The organism is Leeuwenhoekiella marinoflava DSM 3653 (assembly GCF_900129005.1).
In the GTDB taxonomy this organism is placed as follows: Bacteria; Bacteroidota; Bacteroidia; order Flavobacteriales; family Flavobacteriaceae; genus Leeuwenhoekiella; species Leeuwenhoekiella marinoflava.
This window is the reverse complement of the sequence record NZ_FQUN01000004.1, coordinates 157,476-178,358: the sequence shown is the minus strand read 5'-3', so window position 1 is coordinate 178,358 and position 20,883 is coordinate 157,476. Positions and strand designations below refer to the sequence as shown.

At 39.6% G+C, this 20,883-nt stretch carries 18 protein-coding genes; 1 reads left to right on the top strand and 17 read right to left on the bottom strand.

Features of this window, described 5'->3' with window-relative positions:
• Positions 1-5 precede the first annotated feature (5 nt).
• A complete protein-coding gene (leuB, locus tag BUB91_RS02935; RefSeq protein ID WP_073096785.1) occupies positions 6-1,121 on the top strand; it encodes a 3-isopropylmalate dehydrogenase in 1,116 nt (371 codons plus the stop codon).
• Between the two features lie 59 nt (positions 1,122-1,180).
• Here the strand turns inward: leuB and BUB91_RS02930 are convergent, their stop codons facing one another.
• From BUB91_RS02930 to BUB91_RS02850, 17 genes are all read right to left on the bottom strand, one after another.
• On the bottom strand, positions 1,181-1,501 hold the full coding sequence (locus tag BUB91_RS02930; protein ID WP_073096782.1) for a hypothetical protein: 321 nt from the start codon (positions 1,499-1,501) through the stop codon (positions 1,181-1,183).
• 364 nt (positions 1,502-1,865) lie between these two features.
• Complete coding sequence (locus tag BUB91_RS02920; protein ID WP_073096775.1) at positions 1,866-2,627, bottom strand: oxygenase MpaB family protein; 762 nt, start codon at positions 2,625-2,627, stop codon at positions 1,866-1,868.
• A 300-nt stretch (positions 2,628-2,927) separates the two neighbouring features.
• Positions 2,928-4,376, bottom strand: a complete 1,449-nt coding sequence (locus tag BUB91_RS02915; RefSeq protein WP_073096772.1) for a TolC family protein — start codon at positions 4,374-4,376, stop codon at positions 2,928-2,930.
• Positions 4,357-7,563, bottom strand: a complete 3,207-nt coding sequence (locus BUB91_RS02910; protein WP_073096770.1) for an efflux RND transporter permease subunit — start codon at positions 7,561-7,563, stop codon at positions 4,357-4,359. Before BUB91_RS02910 ends, BUB91_RS02915 begins: the two co-directional genes overlap by 20 nt.
• A gap of 25 nt (positions 7,564-7,588) precedes the next feature.
• Complete coding sequence (locus tag BUB91_RS02905; protein ID WP_073096768.1) at positions 7,589-8,671, bottom strand: efflux RND transporter periplasmic adaptor subunit; 1,083 nt, start codon at positions 8,669-8,671, stop codon at positions 7,589-7,591.
• A gap of 159 nt (positions 8,672-8,830) precedes the next feature.
• A complete protein-coding gene (locus BUB91_RS02900; protein ID WP_073096766.1) occupies positions 8,831-9,208 on the bottom strand; it encodes a hypothetical protein in 378 nt (125 codons plus the stop codon).
• Between the two features lie 187 nt (positions 9,209-9,395).
• A complete protein-coding gene (argH, locus tag BUB91_RS02895) occupies positions 9,396-10,694 on the bottom strand; it encodes an argininosuccinate lyase (RefSeq protein WP_073096763.1) in 1,299 nt (432 codons plus the stop codon).
• A gap of 122 nt (positions 10,695-10,816) precedes the next feature.
• Entirely contained in the window at positions 10,817-11,881 is a 1,065-nt protein-coding gene (locus tag BUB91_RS02890) for a M20 family metallo-hydrolase (protein ID WP_073096758.1), read from the bottom strand.
• A complete protein-coding gene (argB, locus tag BUB91_RS02885; protein ID WP_073096756.1) occupies positions 11,881-12,693 on the bottom strand; it encodes an acetylglutamate kinase in 813 nt (270 codons plus the stop codon). Before argB ends, BUB91_RS02890 begins: the two co-directional genes overlap by 1 nt.
• Positions 12,683-13,678 carry an N-acetylornithine carbamoyltransferase gene (locus BUB91_RS02880; protein ID WP_073096753.1) on the bottom strand — a complete coding sequence of 332 codons (996 nt, stop codon included), beginning with the start codon at positions 13,676-13,678 and terminating at the stop codon, positions 12,683-12,685. Before BUB91_RS02880 ends, argB begins: the two co-directional genes overlap by 11 nt.
• A 207-nt stretch (positions 13,679-13,885) precedes the next feature.
• Positions 13,886-15,019, bottom strand: coding sequence for an aspartate aminotransferase family protein (locus BUB91_RS02875; RefSeq protein ID WP_073096750.1), 1,134 nt, complete (start codon positions 15,017-15,019; stop codon positions 13,886-13,888).
• The gene (gene proC / locus BUB91_RS02870; protein WP_073096745.1) at positions 15,019-15,819 is read right to left on the bottom strand and encodes a pyrroline-5-carboxylate reductase; all 801 of its coding nucleotides are present in this window, start codon (positions 15,817-15,819) and stop codon (positions 15,019-15,021) included. Before proC ends, BUB91_RS02875 begins: the two co-directional genes overlap by 1 nt.
• A gap of 164 nt (positions 15,820-15,983) precedes the next feature.
• The gene (argC, locus tag BUB91_RS02865; RefSeq protein WP_073096742.1) at positions 15,984-16,961 is read right to left on the bottom strand and encodes an N-acetyl-gamma-glutamyl-phosphate reductase; all 978 of its coding nucleotides are present in this window, start codon (positions 16,959-16,961) and stop codon (positions 15,984-15,986) included.
• Positions 16,958-18,145 carry an argininosuccinate synthase gene (gene argG / locus BUB91_RS02860; protein ID WP_073096739.1) on the bottom strand — a complete coding sequence of 396 codons (1,188 nt, stop codon included), beginning with the start codon at positions 18,143-18,145 and terminating at the stop codon, positions 16,958-16,960. The genes argC and argG overlap by 4 nt, the downstream gene beginning before the upstream one ends.
• A 46-nt stretch (positions 18,146-18,191) precedes the next feature.
• Entirely contained in the window at positions 18,192-18,842 is a 651-nt protein-coding gene (locus BUB91_RS02855; RefSeq protein ID WP_073096735.1) for a GNAT family N-acetyltransferase, read from the bottom strand.
• A 95-nt stretch (positions 18,843-18,937) separates the two neighbouring features.
• Positions 18,938-19,075, bottom strand: coding sequence for a hypothetical protein (locus tag BUB91_RS20895; protein WP_164917815.1), 138 nt, complete (start codon positions 19,073-19,075; stop codon positions 18,938-18,940).
• A gap of 152 nt (positions 19,076-19,227) precedes the next feature.
• Positions 19,228-20,823 carry an NADP-dependent glyceraldehyde-3-phosphate dehydrogenase gene (locus tag BUB91_RS02850; protein ID WP_073096732.1) on the bottom strand — a complete coding sequence of 532 codons (1,596 nt, stop codon included), beginning with the start codon at positions 20,821-20,823 and terminating at the stop codon, positions 19,228-19,230.
• Positions 20,824-20,883: the final 60 nt, after the last annotated feature.

The following is a 20,883-nucleotide window of genomic DNA, read 5'->3' as shown; positions in this document are numbered from 1 at the left end:
AGAATATGAAATTCAATATTGCACTTTTAGCAGGAGACGGTATCGGCCCTGAAGTTACCGAGCAAGCAGTAAAAGCACTTGACGCGATTGCTGACGTCTACGACCATACATTTAAGTTTACAAAAGCATTGGTTGGCGCCTGTGCGATTGATGAGACCGGAAATCCCTTACCAGACGATACAATCGATTTGTGCAAGGAAAGTGATGCGGTGCTTTTTGGCGCTATTGGCCATCCTAAATACGACAACGATCCGTCTGCAAAAGTAAGACCGGAACAAGGCTTATTAAAGCTACGTAAGTCTTTAGGTTTATTCTGCAACATCAGACCGGTAAAGGCCTATGAGCGTTTGATTGAAAATTCGCCTTTAAAAAGAGAAATCATCAGCGGGACTGACATTTCAATCTATCGGGAACTGACTGGTGGAATTTACTTCGGTGATAAACACCTGAGTGATGACGGTCAAGTTGCAAGCGACGGCTGCTCGTATTCTGTAGAAGAAATCAGTAGAATTGCACATTTGGCTTTTAAAGAAGCGCAAAACCGAAGAAAAAAATTAACCCTTGTTGACAAGGCAAACGTACTCGAAACTTCACGTCTATGGCGAAAAACCGTCACTGAAATCGCAAAAGAATACGACGATGTAGCATTGGATTTCTTATTTGTCGACAACGCTGCGATGCAAATGATTCTAAACCCAAGTCAGTTTGATGTGATTTTAACCGAAAACTTATTTGGTGATATCATTTCTGATGAAGCATCGGTAATTGGTGGTTCTATCGGATTGTTAGCTTCGGCTTCTGTAGGAAGTACTGTGGGGATGTTTGAACCTATTCACGGCTCATTTCCACAAGCGACAGGAAAGAATATTGCAAATCCGCTCGCTTCTATACTTTCTGCTGCGATGATGTTGCGTCATTTAGATTTGCATAAAGAAGCAGATGCGATTGAAAACGCAGTTGAAAAATCTCTGGAATTGGGAATTACAACCGGAGATATCAATCCTAAAAAACCTTTTACCACGACTAAAGTTGGAGACTTTATTGCAGATTATATCACCCATCCAGATGATACCAACCGCAATTTCAACAACATCCATATGGGACAGAGTACGATCATTTAGATGTGAGATGTTAGAACATAGAAGAAATATAAAAGAGCGACTCGTTTGAGATCGCTCTTTTATATTCTTCTCATATTATCGAAGTAGTTTGTTTTATATTTCGCTTGAAACCGAATAAAATTTTCTGTACGATTGTCTCTTGAAGGTACCTCAGAATCATAAGTTTTATCAAATACAAGTGTAATTTCATTGAAGATTTCAACTATTGATTTTAGACTTATAATTGCTTCATCAATTTCATTTTTAGAAAACACTTTAATTTTCAATGGTGAGAATAACATTGAATTTTCAGAATGTGCATACTTTTTATCTCTTAGTATTCTCATCTCATTAGCAAAATCGGAATTTTTAACACCTAGAATCAAACTTTCTAAATTCATCTTATTAAATGGATGACTGTCTTTAACTATATGTTTAACAGCTTAATCTAATTTGAATAAGGATGCAAAATTCTCTTTACTATTTCTACCTCCCCAGACTCCAAAAGCTTGCAATATTCAACTATAAACATATATTGAAGGCTAATTTTATACCATTGAAAAGTATGATTATTGATAAAATTTACTTCATCTTTTAAAGATTCTAAATTCAGGTAATACAATTCAGAAATAACCCCGTTACAAAAGAAAAAGCTGCTATATACTTGAGTAACTCTTTTTTTAATATTCTTTGGAATTTTAAAACTCATTAAGCCTATTATATCAAAATTTAATGTAGTAAGTTAACTAAATATAGTGAGTAAATTCAAACCGCCACATCAATCTCATTAATCTGCTCTTTGTAACTTTCCGGCAACAAAAGAGCTTTTACAAGTACATCCAGTTTCAGACTTCGGCTCAATTTATAAATTGGGATAATTGGCGTTAACATCGAAAAACGCTTAAAACCGAGTAGTATGCTCACCTGTTCAGGTATGAGTAATTTCTGCCCTTCGATTAAAAAGAAATAGCGAATGCTGCCCAAATGCTTTTTATACTGTTTAAATAAATCTTCAGTATAATCGCTTTTCTTTAGATTGTTGTTTAAATGTTCTTCACGTTGCGTTAACCAACTTACATAATCAGGAGCGAGGTCTTTTAATTGCATTTGCTCTCCAAAACGATAAAATACATCATAAACTTCTTGCTTTTCCACAGCTATAAGCTTCCGTTCTAAGACTTCGTATGAAGCGATAGAATAGTGAATAAGCATAAACAACACATCGCGATAAGCCCAGTCTGGTATCGTAGCATCCCGCTTCTGCTCAACTGCTTTGTGAATGTGGTAAATGGAATCTATAGTTTGATGCGCGTGTGCTTCTTCAGCAAAAATAATGTTACGCGCGTAAGTCACGGTAGAGAACAAACGCCCTAATGGATCTGCAGGAAGCTTGCCTGTAAAGTATAACCAGTCCACAGCTTTGTTTAATGCAAACTCTGCTGCTGCACCGGCAAAAATGAGCAAAACCGTATCGCTTTTACCCCAAATTTCACGGACTATAGAATCTTCTTTTACAAATGGTTTCATCGCTTAAGTTTCTGAATTTCTAAAATAACGAAACGAATTTAGATGTGGTATAAAATTACCTCGATCCTTAATTGAACTGAAGTGAACTACCTCGGGACAAGCCTGTCTGCCGACAAAGGCAGGCCCACTAGGCATTCGTTAGGGACAATTTTTTAATTTTGAGGCAAGCATTGGGTTATTAAACCCTTTGGCGGTGCCAATAAAAAACCGCCCGGGACATCACCTCCGGGCGGTTTCTAGTTTGAAACACTTCCGATATCAAGAAGAAGTGCTGCAAACCACCTCAACACTAACTAAATCTTAGTTCCAGCCACCACCTAGTGCTTGGTACATATGCACATAAGCGTTCATCTGATCCATTTTGGTTTCTACTAATTCAAAGTTGGATTCTAAAGCATCACGCTGGGTCATCAAGACTTCCATATAATCTGCGCGTGCCGATGAAAACAACTGACCCGATATATTAACCGAGCGGTTCAACGCTTCAACTTCCTGAGATTTCAGATCAAAACTTTTACTCAGGTTATCCACCTTAGCAAGCTGATTGGCCACTTCGATATAGGCATTCAATACGGTTTTTTCATAATCGTAAACCGCCTGTACCTGCTTGGCACTTGCACTTGCATACAAAGCTTTAATCTCATTCCTGTTGATCAACGGCGCGGTCAATTCACCTGCGATAGTATATAATAAAGACTCTGGGGTATCTAATAAATACTTAGGATTGAACGCCTCAAAACCTACTCCTGCAGAAATACCTAATGATGGATAAAAACGAGCTTTAGCCACTTTCACATTCAATTTAGAAGCTTCTAAAGCCAGTTCTGCTTGTTTTACATCAGTCCGGTTTTCGAGCAATTGGGCAGGAATACCCGCTTGAATTACCTTAGGAACCATTGTTAACAATTGTTCTGAACTGCGTTCTACGTGCTGCGGAAAACGACCTACTAGAAAGTTGATGCGGTTTTCTGCTTCTACAATGCGCTGCTGAATATCAAACTGCAAACTCTTAGTGTGTAAAACTTCAGCTTCAAACTTACTCACCGCAAGTCCTGTAGCTCGAGCCGCTTCTTTTTGTAAACGCACAATGCGATAAGCATTACCCTGTATCTCAATGTTTCGGTTTACGATTTCAAGCTGGTTATCAAGAGCAAGAAGCTCATAATAACTTTCAGCGATCTCGCCTACTAATTGCGTAACCATAAAGTTTCTGCCTTCAACACTTGATAAATAATTGAAAACTACTGCCTTTTTAGCATTGCGCAACTTCTTCCAGATGTCTAATTCCCAGGTCGCCTTTAATCCAAATTCATAATTAGGCAACGGATCCGGAAATTCTTGTCCGGGTCTGATATCCGTATTTGCATCACTAGCACCCTGACTCGTATATCTACCTACTTTTTCCGTTTCGGCACCTGCACCAAAACCTACAAAAGGTAAGTATTCTCCTTTTTTGGCTCTGATTTCAGACTTAGAAACCGCAATCTCCTGAAGCATCATATTCAACTCCTGATTGTTTACCAAAGCAGAATCAATAAGCCGCGTCAGATAAGGGTCTGTAAAATACTCCTTCCATTGTATCAATGCCGTATTTGTAGTATCTGCATTGCCTCTGGCAAAGTTTTGAGGAAGTTCTTTTAAATCGACCTCCCGTTCTAGTGCACTGGGTGTTTTACAAGCTGAAAAAGCCAGTAAAACACATACCACTGCGCTAAATATATATGAGGTTTTATTTATCTTCTTGATCATCTTCTTCTGAATTTGAAAAACTATCTATTTCGTGTACAAAGCCCTCTGTTAAAGAACCGTCTTCTTCATCTTTAATTAATTTTCTTCCGTCTGCAAGAGAACCAAATATGAAGTACAATCCGGGAACAATAACAACCCCGAAGATGGTACCAAATAACATACCTCCCAGTGCAGAACCACCAATAGTGTGATTACCTATAGCTCCTGCTCCTGAAGCAAACAGCAACGGAATCAAACCGGCGATAAAAGCAAACGAAGTCATTAAAATAGGTCTGAAACGTACTTTTGCACCTTCTATCGCGGCGTCTAATATCGTCGCGCCCTGCGAGCGTTTTAAGACGGCAAATTCTACGATAAGCACGGCATTTTTACCCAGAAGACCTACCAGCATGATAAGACCTATCTGCGCGTAAATGTCATTCTGAAGTCCCATCATCTTGAGCACCATAAACGAGCCAAATACTCCCACCGGTAGTGATAACACCACAGCTAACGGTATAATAAAACTCTCGTATTGTGCTGCCAGAACGAAATACACAAATACCAATACAATTAAGAAAATATAGATAGACTCGTTACCACGATTAGCCTCGTCATAAGAAAGCCCTTCCCAACCAATATCATAACCTTTAGGCAATGTGGTTGCGGCAACTTCGCGTATGGCTTCAATAGCATCTGCTGTGGTATAACCGGGAGCCGGAAGCCCTCTGATCGCAGCAGAATTATACATATTAAAGCGTGTAACTTCGTTAGGACCTTGTGTTTTAACCAGCTTCATAAATGCTGAATACGGCACCATTTCGCCTTCATCATTCTTTACAAACATGTTTAAAACATCAGAAGGAAGTCTTCTAAACTTAGGATCAGACTGTACATACACCTTGAAGAAACGTCCAAACTTGATAAAGCCTTGCTCATAAGTACTACCTATCATAATGTTTAGGTTTTCCATAGCATCTCCTACAGAAACTCCTTTTTGCATAGCCAAATCGTTATTAATTTCTAACTCGTACTGCGGATAATTTGCTGCAAAAAAGGTAAACACACCCGTAAGTTCTTTACGCTCTTTTAAGTGTTCTATAAACTCTTGATTGATCTTATCAAAATCCTGATAATCAGTTTCAGTATTTTCATCTAATAAACGCATAGAGAAACCACCAGAAGAACCAAAACCTGGGATTGCAGGCGGTTCAAAAAACTCGATTACTGCTCCAAGACCTTTAGATTTTTCCTCAAGCTCTTCCATAATTTCGGTAACCGAATGCTCACGCTCTGACCAGGTTTTTAAGTTGATCAAACACGTACCTGCGTTAGAACCACGCCCTTCAGTCATGATCTCATAACCCGCTAGTGACGAAACAGATTCTACACCGTCTACGTGCTCAGCAATTTTCTGAAGCTCCAAAGAAACTTTATTGGTACGCTCTAATGTTGCACCCGGAGGCGTCTGAATAATCGCATAAATAGTACCCTGATCTTCACTAGGTATAAACCCGGAAGGCAGATATTGACTTTGCACAAAAATACCAATACAAAAGGCGATTAAAATTCCAAAAGTCAACCAGCGTCTGCTAACAATTTTCTTAAGAAGAATCACATATTTACCAGTAAGCTTGTCAAAAACACTATTGAATTTATCCAATGAACGGGTTAAAATATTGCGTTTTTTCTCTTTACCATGATTGTTTTTCAAGAGCATAGCACACAGTACCGGCGTAAGGGTAAGCGCGATTAATGCTGAAATCACAATAGAACTTGCCATAGTGATCGAGAACTGTCTATAGAAGGTACCTACCGGTCCTGACATAAAGGAAATAGGCAGGAACACCGAAACCATAACCCCGGTGATCGCGATAATCGCACCACTTATTTCACCAAGAACCTGCTGTACTGCTTTATACGGTGATATATGCGGATGCTCTTCAAACTTGGCATGCACCGCCTCAACGACGACAATCGCATCATCCACCACAATACCAATGGCGAGTACGAGTGCAAAGAGCGTCACCATATTTATTGATATCCCGAAGAATTGAATGACAAAGAATGCCCCGATCAAAGAAACCGGCACCGCAATAATTGGGATCAATGTAGAACGCCAGTCTCCTAAGAAAATAAATACTACCAGAGCCACTAATATAAAGGCATCTCGAAGTGTATCTATAACTTGCTCTATCGAAGAGTCTAAGAATTTAGAAACGTCATAACTAATCTTATAATCCATTCCGGGAGGGAAATCAGCTTTCATTTCTTCAAGCTTTTCTTTCACCTCTTCAATTACCTCACTTGCATTACTACCATAGTTTTGTTTCAATACAATAGCTGCGGAAGGATGACCGTCTAAGTTGGAATAAATATCAAAAAATTCACTACCCAATTCTACTTTACCAATATCTTTAAGCTTGATGCTTTCACCTTCAGAATTCGCTCTGATGATGATATTCTCATACTGTGAAGGCTCATTATACCTTCCTTTATAAGTCAATACATATTCTAAGGACTGTGCCTCAATACCTGAACTTCGTCCCAGACGTCCCGGTCTACCTACGATACTTTGCTCCTGCATCGCTTCCATTACTTCGTCTACCGAAATGTTGTAAGCACGCATACGGTCTGGATTTAACCACACACGCATGGCATATCTGCGGCTACCTAAAATCTGAGATCGTGCAACCCCTTTAAGACGGTTGATCTCTGGTATCATTTTTACGTTGGCATAATTGTACAGAAATTTTTCATCCATACTTTTTTCCTTAGAATACAGGTTCACATACATCAACATACTAGGCTGTATGGGTGTAATAACTACCCCTTCTCGCTGAACCAATTCGGGCAAGAGGGGCATAACCTGGTCAACCCTGGTCTTAACCCGTACAACCGCTTGGTTGGGGTCTGTACCGGGTTCAAAAATAATTCTCAGGGTTGCTTCACCGGCACTGGTCGCATCGGTGGCCATATAGCGCATCCCTTGTACCCCGTTAATGGAGTTCTCAAGAGTTACTAAGGTTGATTTTACTAATACATCTGCACTTGCTCCGGGATAGGCTATAAATATATTGACCGTGGTGGGTGCGATTTGCGGGAACTGTGATATAGGTAGCTGCTTGATCGCGAGCGAACCTATAAAAACGATAATAATAGAAATTACTATCGCAAATACGGGTCTGTGAATAAATCTACTAAACATTATTTCTCTTTTTTAGAAAGCTTGATTACTCGGCATAAAGCGCTAAATCAGCCATAACCTCATCAGCATCTTCTACTTCATATTCTATTTTATCATTCTCTCTAACCAGGCGTAAACCTTCTAAAAGAATTTTATCATTAGTGCTAAGACCTTCACTTACTGCATATAAATGCGGCATTTCTTCAGCAATAACAATTTGCTTAGAATGAACGATACCTTCGTCATCTATTACATAAACATACTTTTTATCTAATACCTCAAAAGTTGCTTTCTGAGGAATTAAAAGTGCTTGATCTAATGGAATTGTAACGTGTACATTACCGGTCTCCCCGTGTCTTAACAATCCGTCAGGGTTAGGAAAAGTAGCTCTAAACGGAATATTACCGGTCTCGTTATTAAAGTCTGCTTCTATAGTTTCTACAATACCGGGATAACCAAAGTATTTGTTGTTAGCCATCAGCAACTGTACTTGAGGCTTGGTAGAATCTTTCAGTGTAGCTTTATAATCTAAGTATTCAGCTTCAGGAACATTGTAGTACACCCACATAATGTTATTATCAGAAAGGTTCGTAAGTAACTCCCCTTCGTCTACAAGACTTCCCAGACGTACGTGAAAACGGTCAACGATACCGTCAAAGGGTGCTCTGATTTGTGTGAATTCTAAATGTACCTGAGATAAAGACAATTCTGCATTTGCTTTTTCAAGCTTGGCTTTAGCCATTGCCAATTCGTTAGGGGCAACAACATTACTGTCTGCAAGTTTTTTTGTGTTTTCGTATTCAATTTCTGCAAAACGCGCTTCGGCTTTTGCCTTTTGCATTTCTGCCTCATAAAGTTTTGGCATAATCTGAAACAACAACTGTCCTTTTTTTACAGATTGCCCTTCATCTACAAATATCTTTTGAAGATACCCACGCTCCTGCGCACGCAATTCAATATGCCGGCTAGAGTGAATCTGGGATACATAATCTTTGGTAACGACCGTGTCTTTAACAACAGGATTAGTAACCAAAAAGCTTGTTTCTTCTTCGTGTTCTTTGTGTTCTGACTTACAGCTCACGTGCAGCAACAGCGCACCTAAGCCAAACATCATGAGAATCTTTTTCATGTGATGTGAATTTTACTTTAAAAATTAAAATGGATTTGATGTTTTTTCGGATTGAAAAAACACAGGATTTTCCGCTTAGTTTTAGAATCTAAGTGTGAGGTAAACTAATTGCGAAAAATGCGTTTAGCCCAACTAAATTGGGCGTGAAAAAATTTTAAATCAAAGTCTGAAAACCTGAAACAATAGGTAAGGCTTGACTGAAGCACTAATAGAAGATCGTGCTTTAGATTTTAAATGCTTGTATTTAAAGTAAAAACATCTGGGAACAGATGTCTGGCTAGCTAAAATTGAAGTGTTTAAGCTTTGTACCTGCTTGTCTTTAGAAATAGAGTCGCTGCTTTCCTCGATTTCGAACTCAGCCATTCTAATTTCAGGGCTGTGTTTATGACATACATCAAAATGAAAAAATTGCTGACTGTATAAAGAAGCTTCTGCATTATATGCTACAGCTGTATTTGCCTGAGCAGGAAGAATAGATCCACCTGACAGCTGCACAAAACCAGCTAAGAAAATAATAAATGAATATAGAAACTTCATAAAGTCCTTTTTATTCTAAGACGATACAAAATTAAAAGAACAACAAGCAAAGAACCAAATTTGTAAGCGGAAAGTTTTTACGAATAATTTTATTCTCAATAGTATTCCACAATACAACCCCTAAAATCAAAAAAACCTGCTCAAATTATCATTTAAGCAGGTTTTTAATCAAAATATTAAGTTTTATCTATTTAATATCTAAAGCAGTTGAAACTTTTCGCATTTTAGCTTTAATCTCCGCAAAACCGGGATTGTGAATACTCCCAATGTGGGTATGATTTTTTCCGGCTTCGGGCTTATAGGTACCGTCTTGAACCTGACTGCCAATTTGCTGATAGGCTTCTCTAAATGATTTTCCTTCAACAACTAAGTCATTGATACTATCCACAGTAAACAAGTATTTATATTTCTCATCCTGCAGGTCAATTTCCTTCACCTGTACCTGCCCGATAGCATAATCAAAAATCTCCAGAATATCTTTTATGGTCTCTACGGCGTTGATGGTATTCTCTTTGAGCAACTGATAATCGCGGTGATAACCACTAGGCAAATTATTGGTGATCATAATCATCTCGGTACTTAGCGCCTGTATTTTATTACACTTTCCGCGTATCAACTCAAAAACATCAGGATTCTTTTTATGCGGCATAATACTGCTTCCGGTTGTCAACTGCTCCGGAAAGCTTACAAAACCAAAATTCTGACTCATATACAAACACACATCCATAGCAAAGCGCGAAAGGGTGTTTGCTAAACTTCCTAAAGTGGAAGCTAACGTACGTTCACTTTTTCCACGAGCCATTTGCGCGGCTACCACATTATACTTCATCGTTGCGAAGCCCAATTCTTTTGTGGTCATCTCCCGATCAATGGGAAACGAACTCCCGTAACCGGCAGCAGAACCTAATGGATTCTGATCAACAATATCCTGAGTGGCATTGATTAAGATCACATCATCTATCAACAACTCAGCATAAGCCGTAAACCAAAGTCCGAAACTACTGGGCATAGCTACCTGTAAGTGTGTATAACCGGGAAGCAATTTATTTTTATGAGTTTCGCCTAAATGCATCAAGGTTTCAAAAAGAGAAACCGTGCGTGCTTTGATTTGTTGCAACTGCTCTTTGTAATACAAGTGCAACGCCACCAACACTTGATCGTTACGCGAGCGGGCGGTGTGTACTTTCTTTCCGGTTTCGCCCAGAATAAGCGTTAATTCGGACTCTAATTTAGAGTGAATATCTTCATATTCTTCCTCGATAAAGAAATCAGGGTTTTGAGTATGTGCTTCTAGAATATCTAATTGCGGCAACAAACTCTTCAATTCTTTATCAGTAAGAATGCCTATTTTATGCAACATCTTAATATGTGCGCGCGTTGCCTGCACATCATATTTTGCAATATGCGTATCAATCTCCCGGTCGTTACCCACCGTAAAATTGATAATCTTATTATCTATATTGGCACCTTTATCCCAAAGTTTCATAATCCTCCCCTGACCCCTCCCAAGGAGGGGAACTTTTATTTAATGTTCAATCGCCGGTGATTGAACCTGTGTTACTAATATTTTTATCCCCGATATCAATTCCCCCTTCGAGGGTTAGGGGATTAAAGAATACGCTCCAGCAAATCTATGTAAATCTGTATTCCTTCTTCTATTTCCTTAACGTAAATAAATTCGTCTGCACTGTGTGAACGCGTGCTGTCACCAGGTCCTAATTTGAGTGACGGACAGGTCAACACCGCCTGATCGCTCAACGTAGGCGAACCATATGTGCTTCTCCCTAATGCAATACCGGCTTTTACTAAATCGTGATCTACCGGAATAGAAGACGAATTCAAGCGTAAACTACGCGGAATGATTGCATCACAAGGTGCTTGGGCTTGCAACATAGCTGCAATTTCCTGATTAGAATATTTATCATTAACCCGCACATCCACAACGAGATCCACATCTGCCGGAACCGCATTGTGTTGCTTACCTCCTTTAATTTGCGTAACCGTCATTTTTACTTCTCCCAAAGCTTCAGAAGTTTTTTCAAACTTAAAATCTTTAAACCACTGCAAGACATCTATACAGTTATAAATGGCGTTGTTATCATTAGGATGTGCAGCGTGAGAAGGAGTACCTTTTACTTTTGCATCGAAGACTACAAGCCCTTTCTCGGCAACGGCAAGATTCATCAGCGTTGGTTCGCCTACGATTGCTACATCGATCGGTGGAATCACCTTCAGCATACTATTCAATCCGTCTGGTCCGCTGCTCTCTTCTTCCCCGCTTGCTACAATAACCAAATTGTAGTTTGGGTTTTCCTGAGCGTAGAAATAGGTAAACGTAGCAATCAACGAAACCAGACATCCCCCGGCATCATTGCTTCCTAAACCAAACAATTTTCCATCTTCAATATCCGGACTATACGGATCTCGCGTATATCCATTATTAGGCTGAACCGTATCATGATGACTATTCAGCAATAAAGTGGTTTTGCCCTCTTCAAAGTTTTTATTGGTTGCCCAAATGTTATTGGCTTGTCGCTTAAACGGAATGTCGTGTGCTTTAAACCAATTCTCAATCCATACAGCCGTACCTTCTTCTTCTGAAGAAAAAGACTGGGTTGCAATTAAATTCTTTAGTAATTCTATGGCCTCTTGGGTAAGTTGTTCTCTACTCATCACAGTCGTAAGGTTGTAAAATTAGCATTTGTATGGTGTAGCATTTCCGGCTTTCCTAAGTGTACTTTGTGTACTCCGCCTTTTAAGGCATAAAAACAATTTTCCATCTTAGGAAGCATCCCGTCAGCTATAATTTTTTCATTGAGCAATTCTGCATATTTATCAGAATTGATGTCTTTTACTACGGAATTATCGTTATTAATATCCAGCAAAACTCCGGCTTTCTCAAAACAGTAGTTTAAAGTCACCTCATACTTTTCTGAAAGACCAATCGCCAATTCACAAGCAATCGTATCTGCGTTAGTATTCAGCAGTTGTCCCTTACCATCGTGCGTGATTGCACAAAACGCAGGCGTAATCCCAATGCTCAACAAGTTATGGATCATTGCTGCATCTACCGCGACAACATCGCCTACAAAGCCAAAATCAATATCCTTCACAGGTCGCTTTACGGATAGAATCGCATTCCCATCAGCCCCTGAAAATCCAATGGCATTACAATCACGAGCCTGAAGGCCTGCAACAATGCTCTTATTTACTTTTCCACCGTAGACCATCGTTATGACTTCAACCGTTTCCGCATCGGTAATTCTACGTCCGTTAACCATATTCACAGGAATATTCAGGCGCTCTGCCAACTGACTCGCTAATTTTCCGCCACCGTGAACCAAAATTTTAGGTTCTGGTAAGGCTGCAAAAGCATCCAAAAAATTCTGAAGATCTTCCTCCTTCTCAATAATATTTCCGCCAACTTTAACAATATTGAGCTTTAGCCCCCTAGCCCCCGAAGGGGGAACTGATTTAGTTTTCATAACTGGTGGTTTTTAACTCATCCTTTAGGGATTGGGGGGATGCATTCTCCAGTATCTTCTTCAAAACCACCTGTGCAGAAAACGTACGGTTATTCGCTTGCTCAATCACAATAGAATTTTCGCCATCAAGCACTTCATCAGCAACAATAACATTACGACGCACAGGAAGACAATGCATAAATTTAGCACTGCCTAATTTTTTTGGTGTAATGGTCCAGTCTTTATGGGTTTCCGGCGTAGCCGAAACCTTTCCGTAGTCTTTATAACTGCTCCAGTTTTTGACATACACAAAATCGGCATCTTCAAGCGCTTTATCCTGATTGTATTCTACTGAAGTATCTTGAATTGTAGTATCGCTCAATTCGTACCCTTCCGGATGGGTCACCGTAAACTCTACATCCATTTTTTGCATCATCCCTATAAAGGAATTCGCTACTGCATGTGGCAAAGCTTTAGGATGCGGCGCCCAACTCAACACCACTTTTGGCTTTTTCTTTTGCGAAAGCTCTGTAATGGTGATTGCATCTGCCAATGCCTGAAGCGGATGTGCAGTTGCACTTTCCATATTAACAACGGGTACCGAAGCATATTTTACAAAATTGGAAATCACATATTCTGATTCATCTTTTGCCTTATCGGTAAGCGTTGGAAATGCACGCACGGCAATCACATCGCCGTATTGTGAAATAACCTTTGCGGCTTCTTTAATATGTTCTGAAGTGTCAGCATCCATCACGGTGCCATCTTCAAATTCCAGTTTCCAGGCATCACTGTTAAAATTCATTACGGTAACGTCCATTCCCAGATTACAAGCTGCTTTTTCAGTGCTCAGACGCGTACGCAAACTGGAGTTAAAAAACAACATTACTAAACGCTTACGCTTTCCTAATTCTTCAAAAGCATATGGATTTTTTTTAAGTTCGCGAGCTTCCGCGATGAGTTCTTTTAGATCTGTAATGTCGTCTAAACTGGTGTATTTTTTCATCTGGTAATGTTCATTGTTTTTTAATGGTCAGATGTAATTCGCCATTGATAATCAAAATAATCATCAAGAGTTTATTACGGCTCATTTCATTAGTTGATTCCTGTCAAGTTTATATTCAGCAGCCGAAATCTCTGCTTCTCCCCACCCCTAACCCCTCCCCAAATGGGGAGGGGAACTTGAGTAGTATTTTAATTAAAATTCTTTGGTTTATAATTTATCTAATTCAATTTTTAGTGCATCAAAAAACTGATCGACATGTTCATTCTCTACCGTTAACGGCGGAAGAATACGGATCAGATTTTTATTTTTTGCACTTCCTGTAAAAATATGCTGATCATAAATGAGTTTCTTACGCAAGGCTGCGGTATCAAAATCAAATTCGATTCCCAACATCAATCCGCGACCTTTTACAGCTTTTATCTGTGGAATTTCAGTGGTTTTTGCTTTAAAGTGATCAGACACCCTTAGCGCGTGAGCCATTAAATCTTGCTCTTCTAAAACTTCCAAAACGGTTAGCGCTGCAGTACAAGCCAAGTGATTTCCACCAAAAGTGGTTCCCAACATTCCGTATTCTGCTTTTATAGAGGGATGAATTAAAATTCCACCAACGGGGAAACCGTTACCCATTCCTTTTGCCATTGAGATCAATTCAGGCTTCACATTGTATTCCTGAAACGCAAAGAAATTTCCTGTACGTCCAAAACCAGCCTGAACTTCGTCTGCGATTAAACACGTTCCTGTTTCTTTACAAAGTTTATCTACACCTTCGTAAAATTCAGCAGTACTGATATCTAAACCGCCTACACCTTGAATGAATTCTACAATTACAGCACACACATCGCCTTTAGCTAAAACTCCTGCCAAAGCATCTAAATCACCTAATGGCAAAAACTCAACTTCTTGTTGGGCGTTAATTGGCGCAACAATTTTAGGGTTATCGGTAGCTGCTACTGCTGCAGAAGTTCTTCCGTGGAAACTGTTATGAAAGGCTACAACCTTTTTTCTTCCGGTAACGAAAGAAGCCATTTTCAACGCGTTCTCATTCGCTTCTGCCCCACTGCTACACATGAACAATTGGTACCCCGGACAATTTGCCTGAATCGGCAATTTTTCACCTAAAGCTTCCTGCAACGGATTTTTAACCGCGTTGCTGTAAAAGCCAATATCGCCCAATTGTTTGGTCAGGTTTTCTACATATTTTGGATGCGAATGACCGATAGAAATCACTGCGTGACCTCCGTATAAATCTAAATACTTTGTAGGTGTGGCATCATAAACCCAGACGTCCTGAGCTTTAATAGGTGTCACATCATAAAGTGGATAAACATCAAATAAACTCATTATTTCTGATCTGTTTTTATAACATTAATTTTATTGAAAGAAGCAACCATACCTTGGATTAAAGACGAACTCAGTCCTTTGTGTTCCATCTCATTCAAACCTTCTATGGTACAACCTCTTGGTGTGGTTACTCGGTCTATTTCTTCTTCAGGATGATTCCCTGAATCGATAAGCAACTTCGATGCACCGTTACAGGTGTGCATAGCCAGCTCCTGAGCTTCTTTAGCATCAAAACCAAGCTGAATAGCCGCCTGAGTTGAAGCACGTATTAAACGCATCCAAAAGGCTATACCGCTGGCACAAACTACTGTTGCTGCCTGCATCTGCTTTTCTGGGATTATCAGACTGTTTCCTAAGCGGTTGAAAATAGCTTCAGCAATTTTAATGCGCTTCATTCCCTTTTCATTACTCGCCAAACAGGTCATCGAAGCTCCAACAGCTATTGCCGTATTTGGCATCGCTCTGATAATGAATTGGTCTGTACCCACAATATCTTCTATCTGCGAAATCTGATAGCCGGTAATGGTTGAAATCAACACATGTTTATCGGTCAGCTCCTCTTTAATATCATGTAGAATATTCCCCAACTGTGCCGGCTGCACTGCAAAAATGATGATGTCAGACTTTTTGACCGCCTCAACGTTATCTGAAGTCACAAACACATTCTTATACTCAGCATACGACTCGATTCCTTCCGGATTACGGCGCGTCAAATACAAGGTTGTGATTGCATTATTTGTAATCAATCCTTTTGCGATAGAAAGGCCTAAGTTACCGGTACCTATGATTGCTATTTTCATAATCCTCACCCCCAGCCCCTCTCCTTAGGAGAGGGCAGTTGGATTTATTTTACTATTAATTATTTCATTTCCGCTCCTCGACTTCTGTTCAGGGTAAATTGCGGACGGAATTCTTTTTATTATCCATTTCGGGATAACAGCATGTTTTAATGCCTCTTTAGAGGTTAAAAATAACTTCCTTTTAAATTCAACCCTTCAGTTTGGGGAAGTCCAAAAATGAGATTCATATTTTCTACAGCTTGTCCCGATGCTCCTTTTAAGAGGTTGTCGATACAGCTGGTGATCAACAATTGATTCTCGTGTTTGTGTAAATGAATCAGACACTTATTTGTATTTACAACCTGTTTCATATGAATATCACTATCTGAAACACATGTAAAAGGCGCATCCGCATAAAAATCCCGGTAGATCTTTTTGATCTCTGCGAGATCTCCGTCAAATTTGGTATACGCTGTCGCGAAAATTCCGCGGGAAAAGTTACCGCGATTAGGAAGAAAAAAAATCTCCTTGTCAAATCCGTTTTGTAAACCTTTAACCGATTGGTTGATTTCGCCCATATGCTGGTGCGTAAAAGGCTTGTAATACGAAAAATTATTATCTCTCCACGGGTAATGGGTAGTTGTCGAAAGCGAAGTTCCTGCTCCGGTTGCACCGGTTACTGCATTGATGTGAATATCTGATTCTATTTTACCAGAATCTGCCAGAGGCAATAATGCCAACTGAATTGCTGTTGCAAAACATCCCGGATTTGCGATTGATCCAGCTTCTTTAATGGCACTTCTATTCAATTCCGGTAAACCGTAAACAAACTCCCGCCCCTGAAATTCTGCATCCGGTTTTAATCGAAAATCATTACTCAAATCAATGATGATCGTACTTTCGTCAAACGTATTTTTATCTAAAAAAGCAGTTGAATTCCCATGTCCTAAACACAGAAAAACCACATCTACTGAAAAGTCTACTGCATCAGCAAACCGAATATCCGTGCTTCCTAATAAATCCTGATGCACATCGCTCAACAGGTTTCCGGCATTAGACGTACTGAACACAAAACTTAAATCAACATAATTGTGATTCAGTAGTATTCTAATCAATTCACCTGCGGTATAACCGGCTCCTCCTACAATTCCTGCCTTGATCATGAGTCTCCGTTTACGTGGTTGTAAATCTTATTCTGATTCCCGGTGATCTTGATAAATCCTTTTGCATCATCAGCCGTCCAGCCTTTGTTCATTTCACCGTAGGCTCCAAAAGATGCATTCATCAGATCGTGATCAGATTTAATTCCTTCCAACGTAAAACGGTACGGTTGAAGCGTTACATAAACCTCACCGGTTACATTCTTTTGACTATCGGTTAAGAACGCCTCCAGGTTACGCATTGCCGGATCTAAATATTGACCTTCGTGCAGGTGCATTCCGTAGAAATTAGACAAATAATCTTTATGCTGCATTTGCCATTTGGTAAGCGTATGCTTCTCTAGCAAATGATGTGCTTTTAAAATAATAACCGGAGCAGCAGCCTCAAAACCTACACGCCCTTTGATCCCTATAATGGTATCTCCCACGTGAATATCCCGACCGATTCCAAAAGGAGCCGCTAATTTTTGAAGGGCTTCAATAGTTTCAACAGGTGTACCTGATTTTCCGTTTATAGCAGTAAGTTCTCCTTTATCAAAAGTCAGCGTCACTTGTTCTGCTTCAGATTTTTCTACCTGAGATGGGAAAGCTGATTCCGGCAAGCCTTTATGAGAAGTCAGAGTCTCACTACCGCCTACAGAAGTTCCCCAAAGTCCGCGATTGATTGAATATTGTGCCTTTTCCCAAGACATCTCAACACCGTGACTTTTTAAATAATCGATCTCTTCCTGACGCGAAAGTTTTAAATCACGAATCGGTGTAATAATTTCAATTTCAGGAGCTAAAGTTTGAAAGATCATATCAAAACGCACTTGATCATTTCCGGCACCGGTACTTCCGTGAGCCACATAATCTGCGCCTATAGATTTTGCATAATTGATGATCTCAACCGCCTGAATGATACGCTCTGCACTTACTGAAAGTGGATAGGTATTATTCTTTAAAACATTACCAAAGATTAGATACTTAACCACCTTGTCGTAAAAGCGTTCAACAGCCTGAACATTCTTATAGGTTTTTGCACCAATCTTTAATGCCTTTGTTTCAATCTCTTTGATTTCTTCCTGAGAAAATCCACCGGTATTGATACTCACTGCGTGAACTTCAAAACCTTTTTCTTCTGAAAGGTATTTTGCGCAATAGCTGGTGTCTAATCCGCCACTGTAGGCGAGAACTAATTTTTTCATTGTACTTATTTATTCTGAAATACTCCTTTAACTGATAATAATTTCTTTATTCGTCTTTTTTTTTATCCTTTTTTAAAAACAAGTGCTCCTTAATACTCTTCAATCGCGTAAAGGCTTTAGGATTCATTTTCTTTTCTTCCTCCTTAACTGCTCCTGCTGCTTTCTTTTTTTCTTCTTTAGCCGGATCATACAACATCCCGGTACACAAACACATTTTTTGTTCGGTACGTTGTAGAATATCGTAGTTACGACACGTCTGACAACCTTTCCAAAAATTAGGATCATCAGTAAGATCTGAGAAGGTAACCGGTCTGTAACCCAGATCAGAGTTGATTTTCATCACTGCAGGTCCGGTAGTAATGCCAAATACTTTAGCATCAGGATATTTCTCACGTGAATGTTTAAAAATGGCTTCCTTAATCTGGCGTGCCAAACCACTTCCCCGAAAATCAGGATGCACAATGAGTCCGCTATTTGCCACAAACTTACCGTGGCCCCAAGCCTCGATATAGCAAAAACCGGCAAACTTTTCGCCGTCAAGGGCGATCACAGCATTACCGTTTTCCATTTTGGTGATGACATATTCCGGAGTACGCTTAGCGATTCCTGTACCGCGCACTTTAGCAGATTCTGCGATAGTATCGCAAATATATTGTGCATATCCCGCATGGGATTTGTTAGCAATAATAATTTCCATATTCTGTTGAATTGGAAGTTTGAAAAAAAATGAAATAATAATTTGAATTGAAGACGGAACCGGACTCACCTAAGTTCCCAATAAAACTGCACCCACTAGGGGCGGCGGCGCTCACGGCGGCGTACAGGAATATAAACCAAAGCAGTTCTGGTTTCATTAACGGAATACAAAGAAGTAAGCACTGCGTTTACCGCCTGCTTCAGATCTTTAATATGTTGTTTTATTCCTTTCATTAGAGCTGCTAAAATACAAAGTAGATTTAAATGAACCTCTATAAATACTTAGAAATATCAATTAAATCTACTTTTTTATGATTTCTTCAGAATTCAACCCAAAAATAAAATCTCACTGATTAATTTTTAATCAATTATGGTTATGAGTTCTTTTATAATAAGTAATCGGTACTTACAAAGTTAGATTTTTTAGTATCCAGCAATTCTTGAAGTATCGCATTGTTGTACGCATTGTCTTTTGAAGCAACAAATGTACGTATTGAGAAGGATCGTAATGCATCATGAACACTCAATGTACTTACCGCAGAATCTTTTCTACCGGTAAATGGATATACATCTGGACCCCGCTGACACGAACTATTCAAATTCACACGACAAACCAAGTTAACCAAGGTATCAATCAAAGGCGCAAGTGTTTTTACATCTTTACCAAAGAGACTTACTTGCTGTCCATAATTTGATTCTGCCATATCGTCTAGGGGCTCATCAATATGCTTAAACGTAAGCACAGGTACCACAGGACCAAACTGCTCTTCCTTATACACATTCATATCTTTAGTCACCGGAAATAATACCGCAGGCCAGATGAAATTCTCATAGCGCTCTCCTCCTTTTTCATTGAGGATTTCTGCGCCTTTTGCTTGCGCATCATCAATGAGAGCTTGTATATAATCTGGTTTTGAAGGTTCTGGCAACGGCGTCAAATTCACACCATCTTCCCAAGGTAAACCAAACTTCAAAGCATCTACAGCTTCAGCATATTTTCTGTTGAAGGTTTCTGCGATATTTTCATGAACGTAAATCACTTTAAGCGCTGTACAACGTTGCCCATTGAAAGAAAGCGTTCCTGCTATACATTCTGATACAGCAAGATCCAGATCTGCATCCGGTAAAATAATAGCCGGATTCTTAGCCTCTAAACCTAGAACCAAGCGCAAACGGTTTTGTTTAGGGTGCAAGGCCTGCAATGCATTTGCTGAAGAACTGTGACCAATTAAAGCCAGAACATCAACCTTACCGGTTTTCATAATGGGTGTAGCCACTGCTCTACCGCGACCAAATAAAATGTTTACGACTCCTGCAGGAAAACTTTCCTGAAATGCTTCGAGCAAAGGTGTTATTAATAAAACACCGTGTTTTGCCGGTTTAAAAACGGCTGTGTTTCCCATAATTAAAGCAGGAATCAACAAACAAAATGTTTCGTTTAGTGGATAGTTGTAAGGTCCCAAACATAAAACAACACCTAAAGGCCCTCTGCGTATGTGTGCATGAATACCACCTTCTTTATAGAATTTGGCGCTCTCACGATCCATAGTCTTATAATCTTCAATCGTATCGATGATGTATTCTACAGTACGATCAAATTCCTTCTGAGAATCAGGATAATTCTTGCCAATCTCCCACATCAATAACTTTACGATAAGCTCTCGCTTTTCTTTCATTTTCTCAACGAAAGTTTCCATACACTTGATACGGGCTGCTACGTTCATAGTTGGCCAAAGTCCCTGACCTCTCTCATAAGCTTGATGTGCAGCATCTACCGCAGCAAGAGATTCTTCTTCTCCGAGACTGGGTATAGAACCCAGACGTGTCGGCTTGCGCTCCCCATTTACTTCGGTTTGAATACTAGAGAAAACATCTGCCGTTTCTCCTTTCCAGTTAAACAGCTTTCCGTTAATTAGATAATTACGCTGCTCAATAGGTTCTACTCTAAACTCGTTTGGTATTTCTGAAGTTAATTGTTTCATTTGGTTAGTTGATTTTACACAATGCTTGAGAATTTGTCAAATACATATTCCCTAATTTAT

Coding starts and splice junctions, on each gene's coding strand:
- BUB91_RS02890 (WP_073096758.1), bottom strand. CDS start 11,881: ATGAGTAGAGAACAACTTACCCAAGAGGCCATAGAATTACTAAAGAAT.
- BUB91_RS02900 (WP_073096766.1), bottom strand. CDS start 9,208: ATGAAGTTTCTATATTCATTTATTATTTTCTTAGCTGGTTTTGTGCAG.
- BUB91_RS02915 (WP_073096772.1), bottom strand. CDS start 4,376: ATGATCAAGAAGATAAATAAAACCTCATATATATTTAGCGCAGTGGTA.
- BUB91_RS20895 (WP_164917815.1), bottom strand. CDS start 19,075: ATGAAAGGAATAAAACAACATATTAAAGATCTGAAGCAGGCGGTAAAC.
- BUB91_RS02855 (WP_073096735.1), bottom strand. CDS start 18,842: ATGGAAATTATTATTGCTAACAAATCCCATGCGGGATATGCACAATAT.
- BUB91_RS02880 (WP_073096753.1), bottom strand. CDS start 13,678: ATGAAAAAATACACCAGTTTAGACGACATTACAGATCTAAAAGAACTC.
- argH (WP_073096763.1), bottom strand. CDS start 10,694: ATGAAACTTTGGGATAAAGGTGCCAATATAGATAATAAGATTATCAAT.
- leuB (WP_073096785.1), top strand. CDS start 6: ATGAAATTCAATATTGCACTTTTAGCAGGAGACGGTATCGGCCCTGAA.
- BUB91_RS02930 (WP_073096782.1), bottom strand. CDS start 1,501: ATGAATTTAGAAAGTTTGATTCTAGGTGTTAAAAATTCCGATTTTGCT.
- BUB91_RS02875 (WP_073096750.1), bottom strand. CDS start 15,019: ATGAGTTTATTTGATGTTTATCCACTTTATGATGTGACACCTATTAAA.
- BUB91_RS02920 (WP_073096775.1), bottom strand. CDS start 2,627: ATGAAACCATTTGTAAAAGAAGATTCTATAGTCCGTGAAATTTGGGGT.
- argG (WP_073096739.1), bottom strand. CDS start 18,145: ATGAAAAAATTAGTTCTCGCCTACAGTGGCGGATTAGACACCAGCTAT.
- proC (WP_073096745.1), bottom strand. CDS start 15,819: ATGAAAATAGCAATCATAGGTACCGGTAACTTAGGCCTTTCTATCGCA.
- argB (WP_073096756.1), bottom strand. CDS start 12,693: ATGAAAACTAAATCAGTTCCCCCTTCGGGGGCTAGGGGGCTAAAGCTC.
- argC (WP_073096742.1), bottom strand. CDS start 16,961: ATGATCAAGGCAGGAATTGTAGGAGGAGCCGGTTATACCGCAGGTGAA.
- BUB91_RS02910 (WP_073096770.1), bottom strand. CDS start 7,563: ATGTTTAGTAGATTTATTCACAGACCCGTATTTGCGATAGTAATTTCT.
- BUB91_RS02905 (WP_073096768.1), bottom strand. CDS start 8,671: ATGAAAAAGATTCTCATGATGTTTGGCTTAGGTGCGCTGTTGCTGCAC.
- BUB91_RS02850 (WP_073096732.1), bottom strand. CDS start 20,823: ATGAAACAATTAACTTCAGAAATACCAAACGAGTTTAGAGTAGAACCT.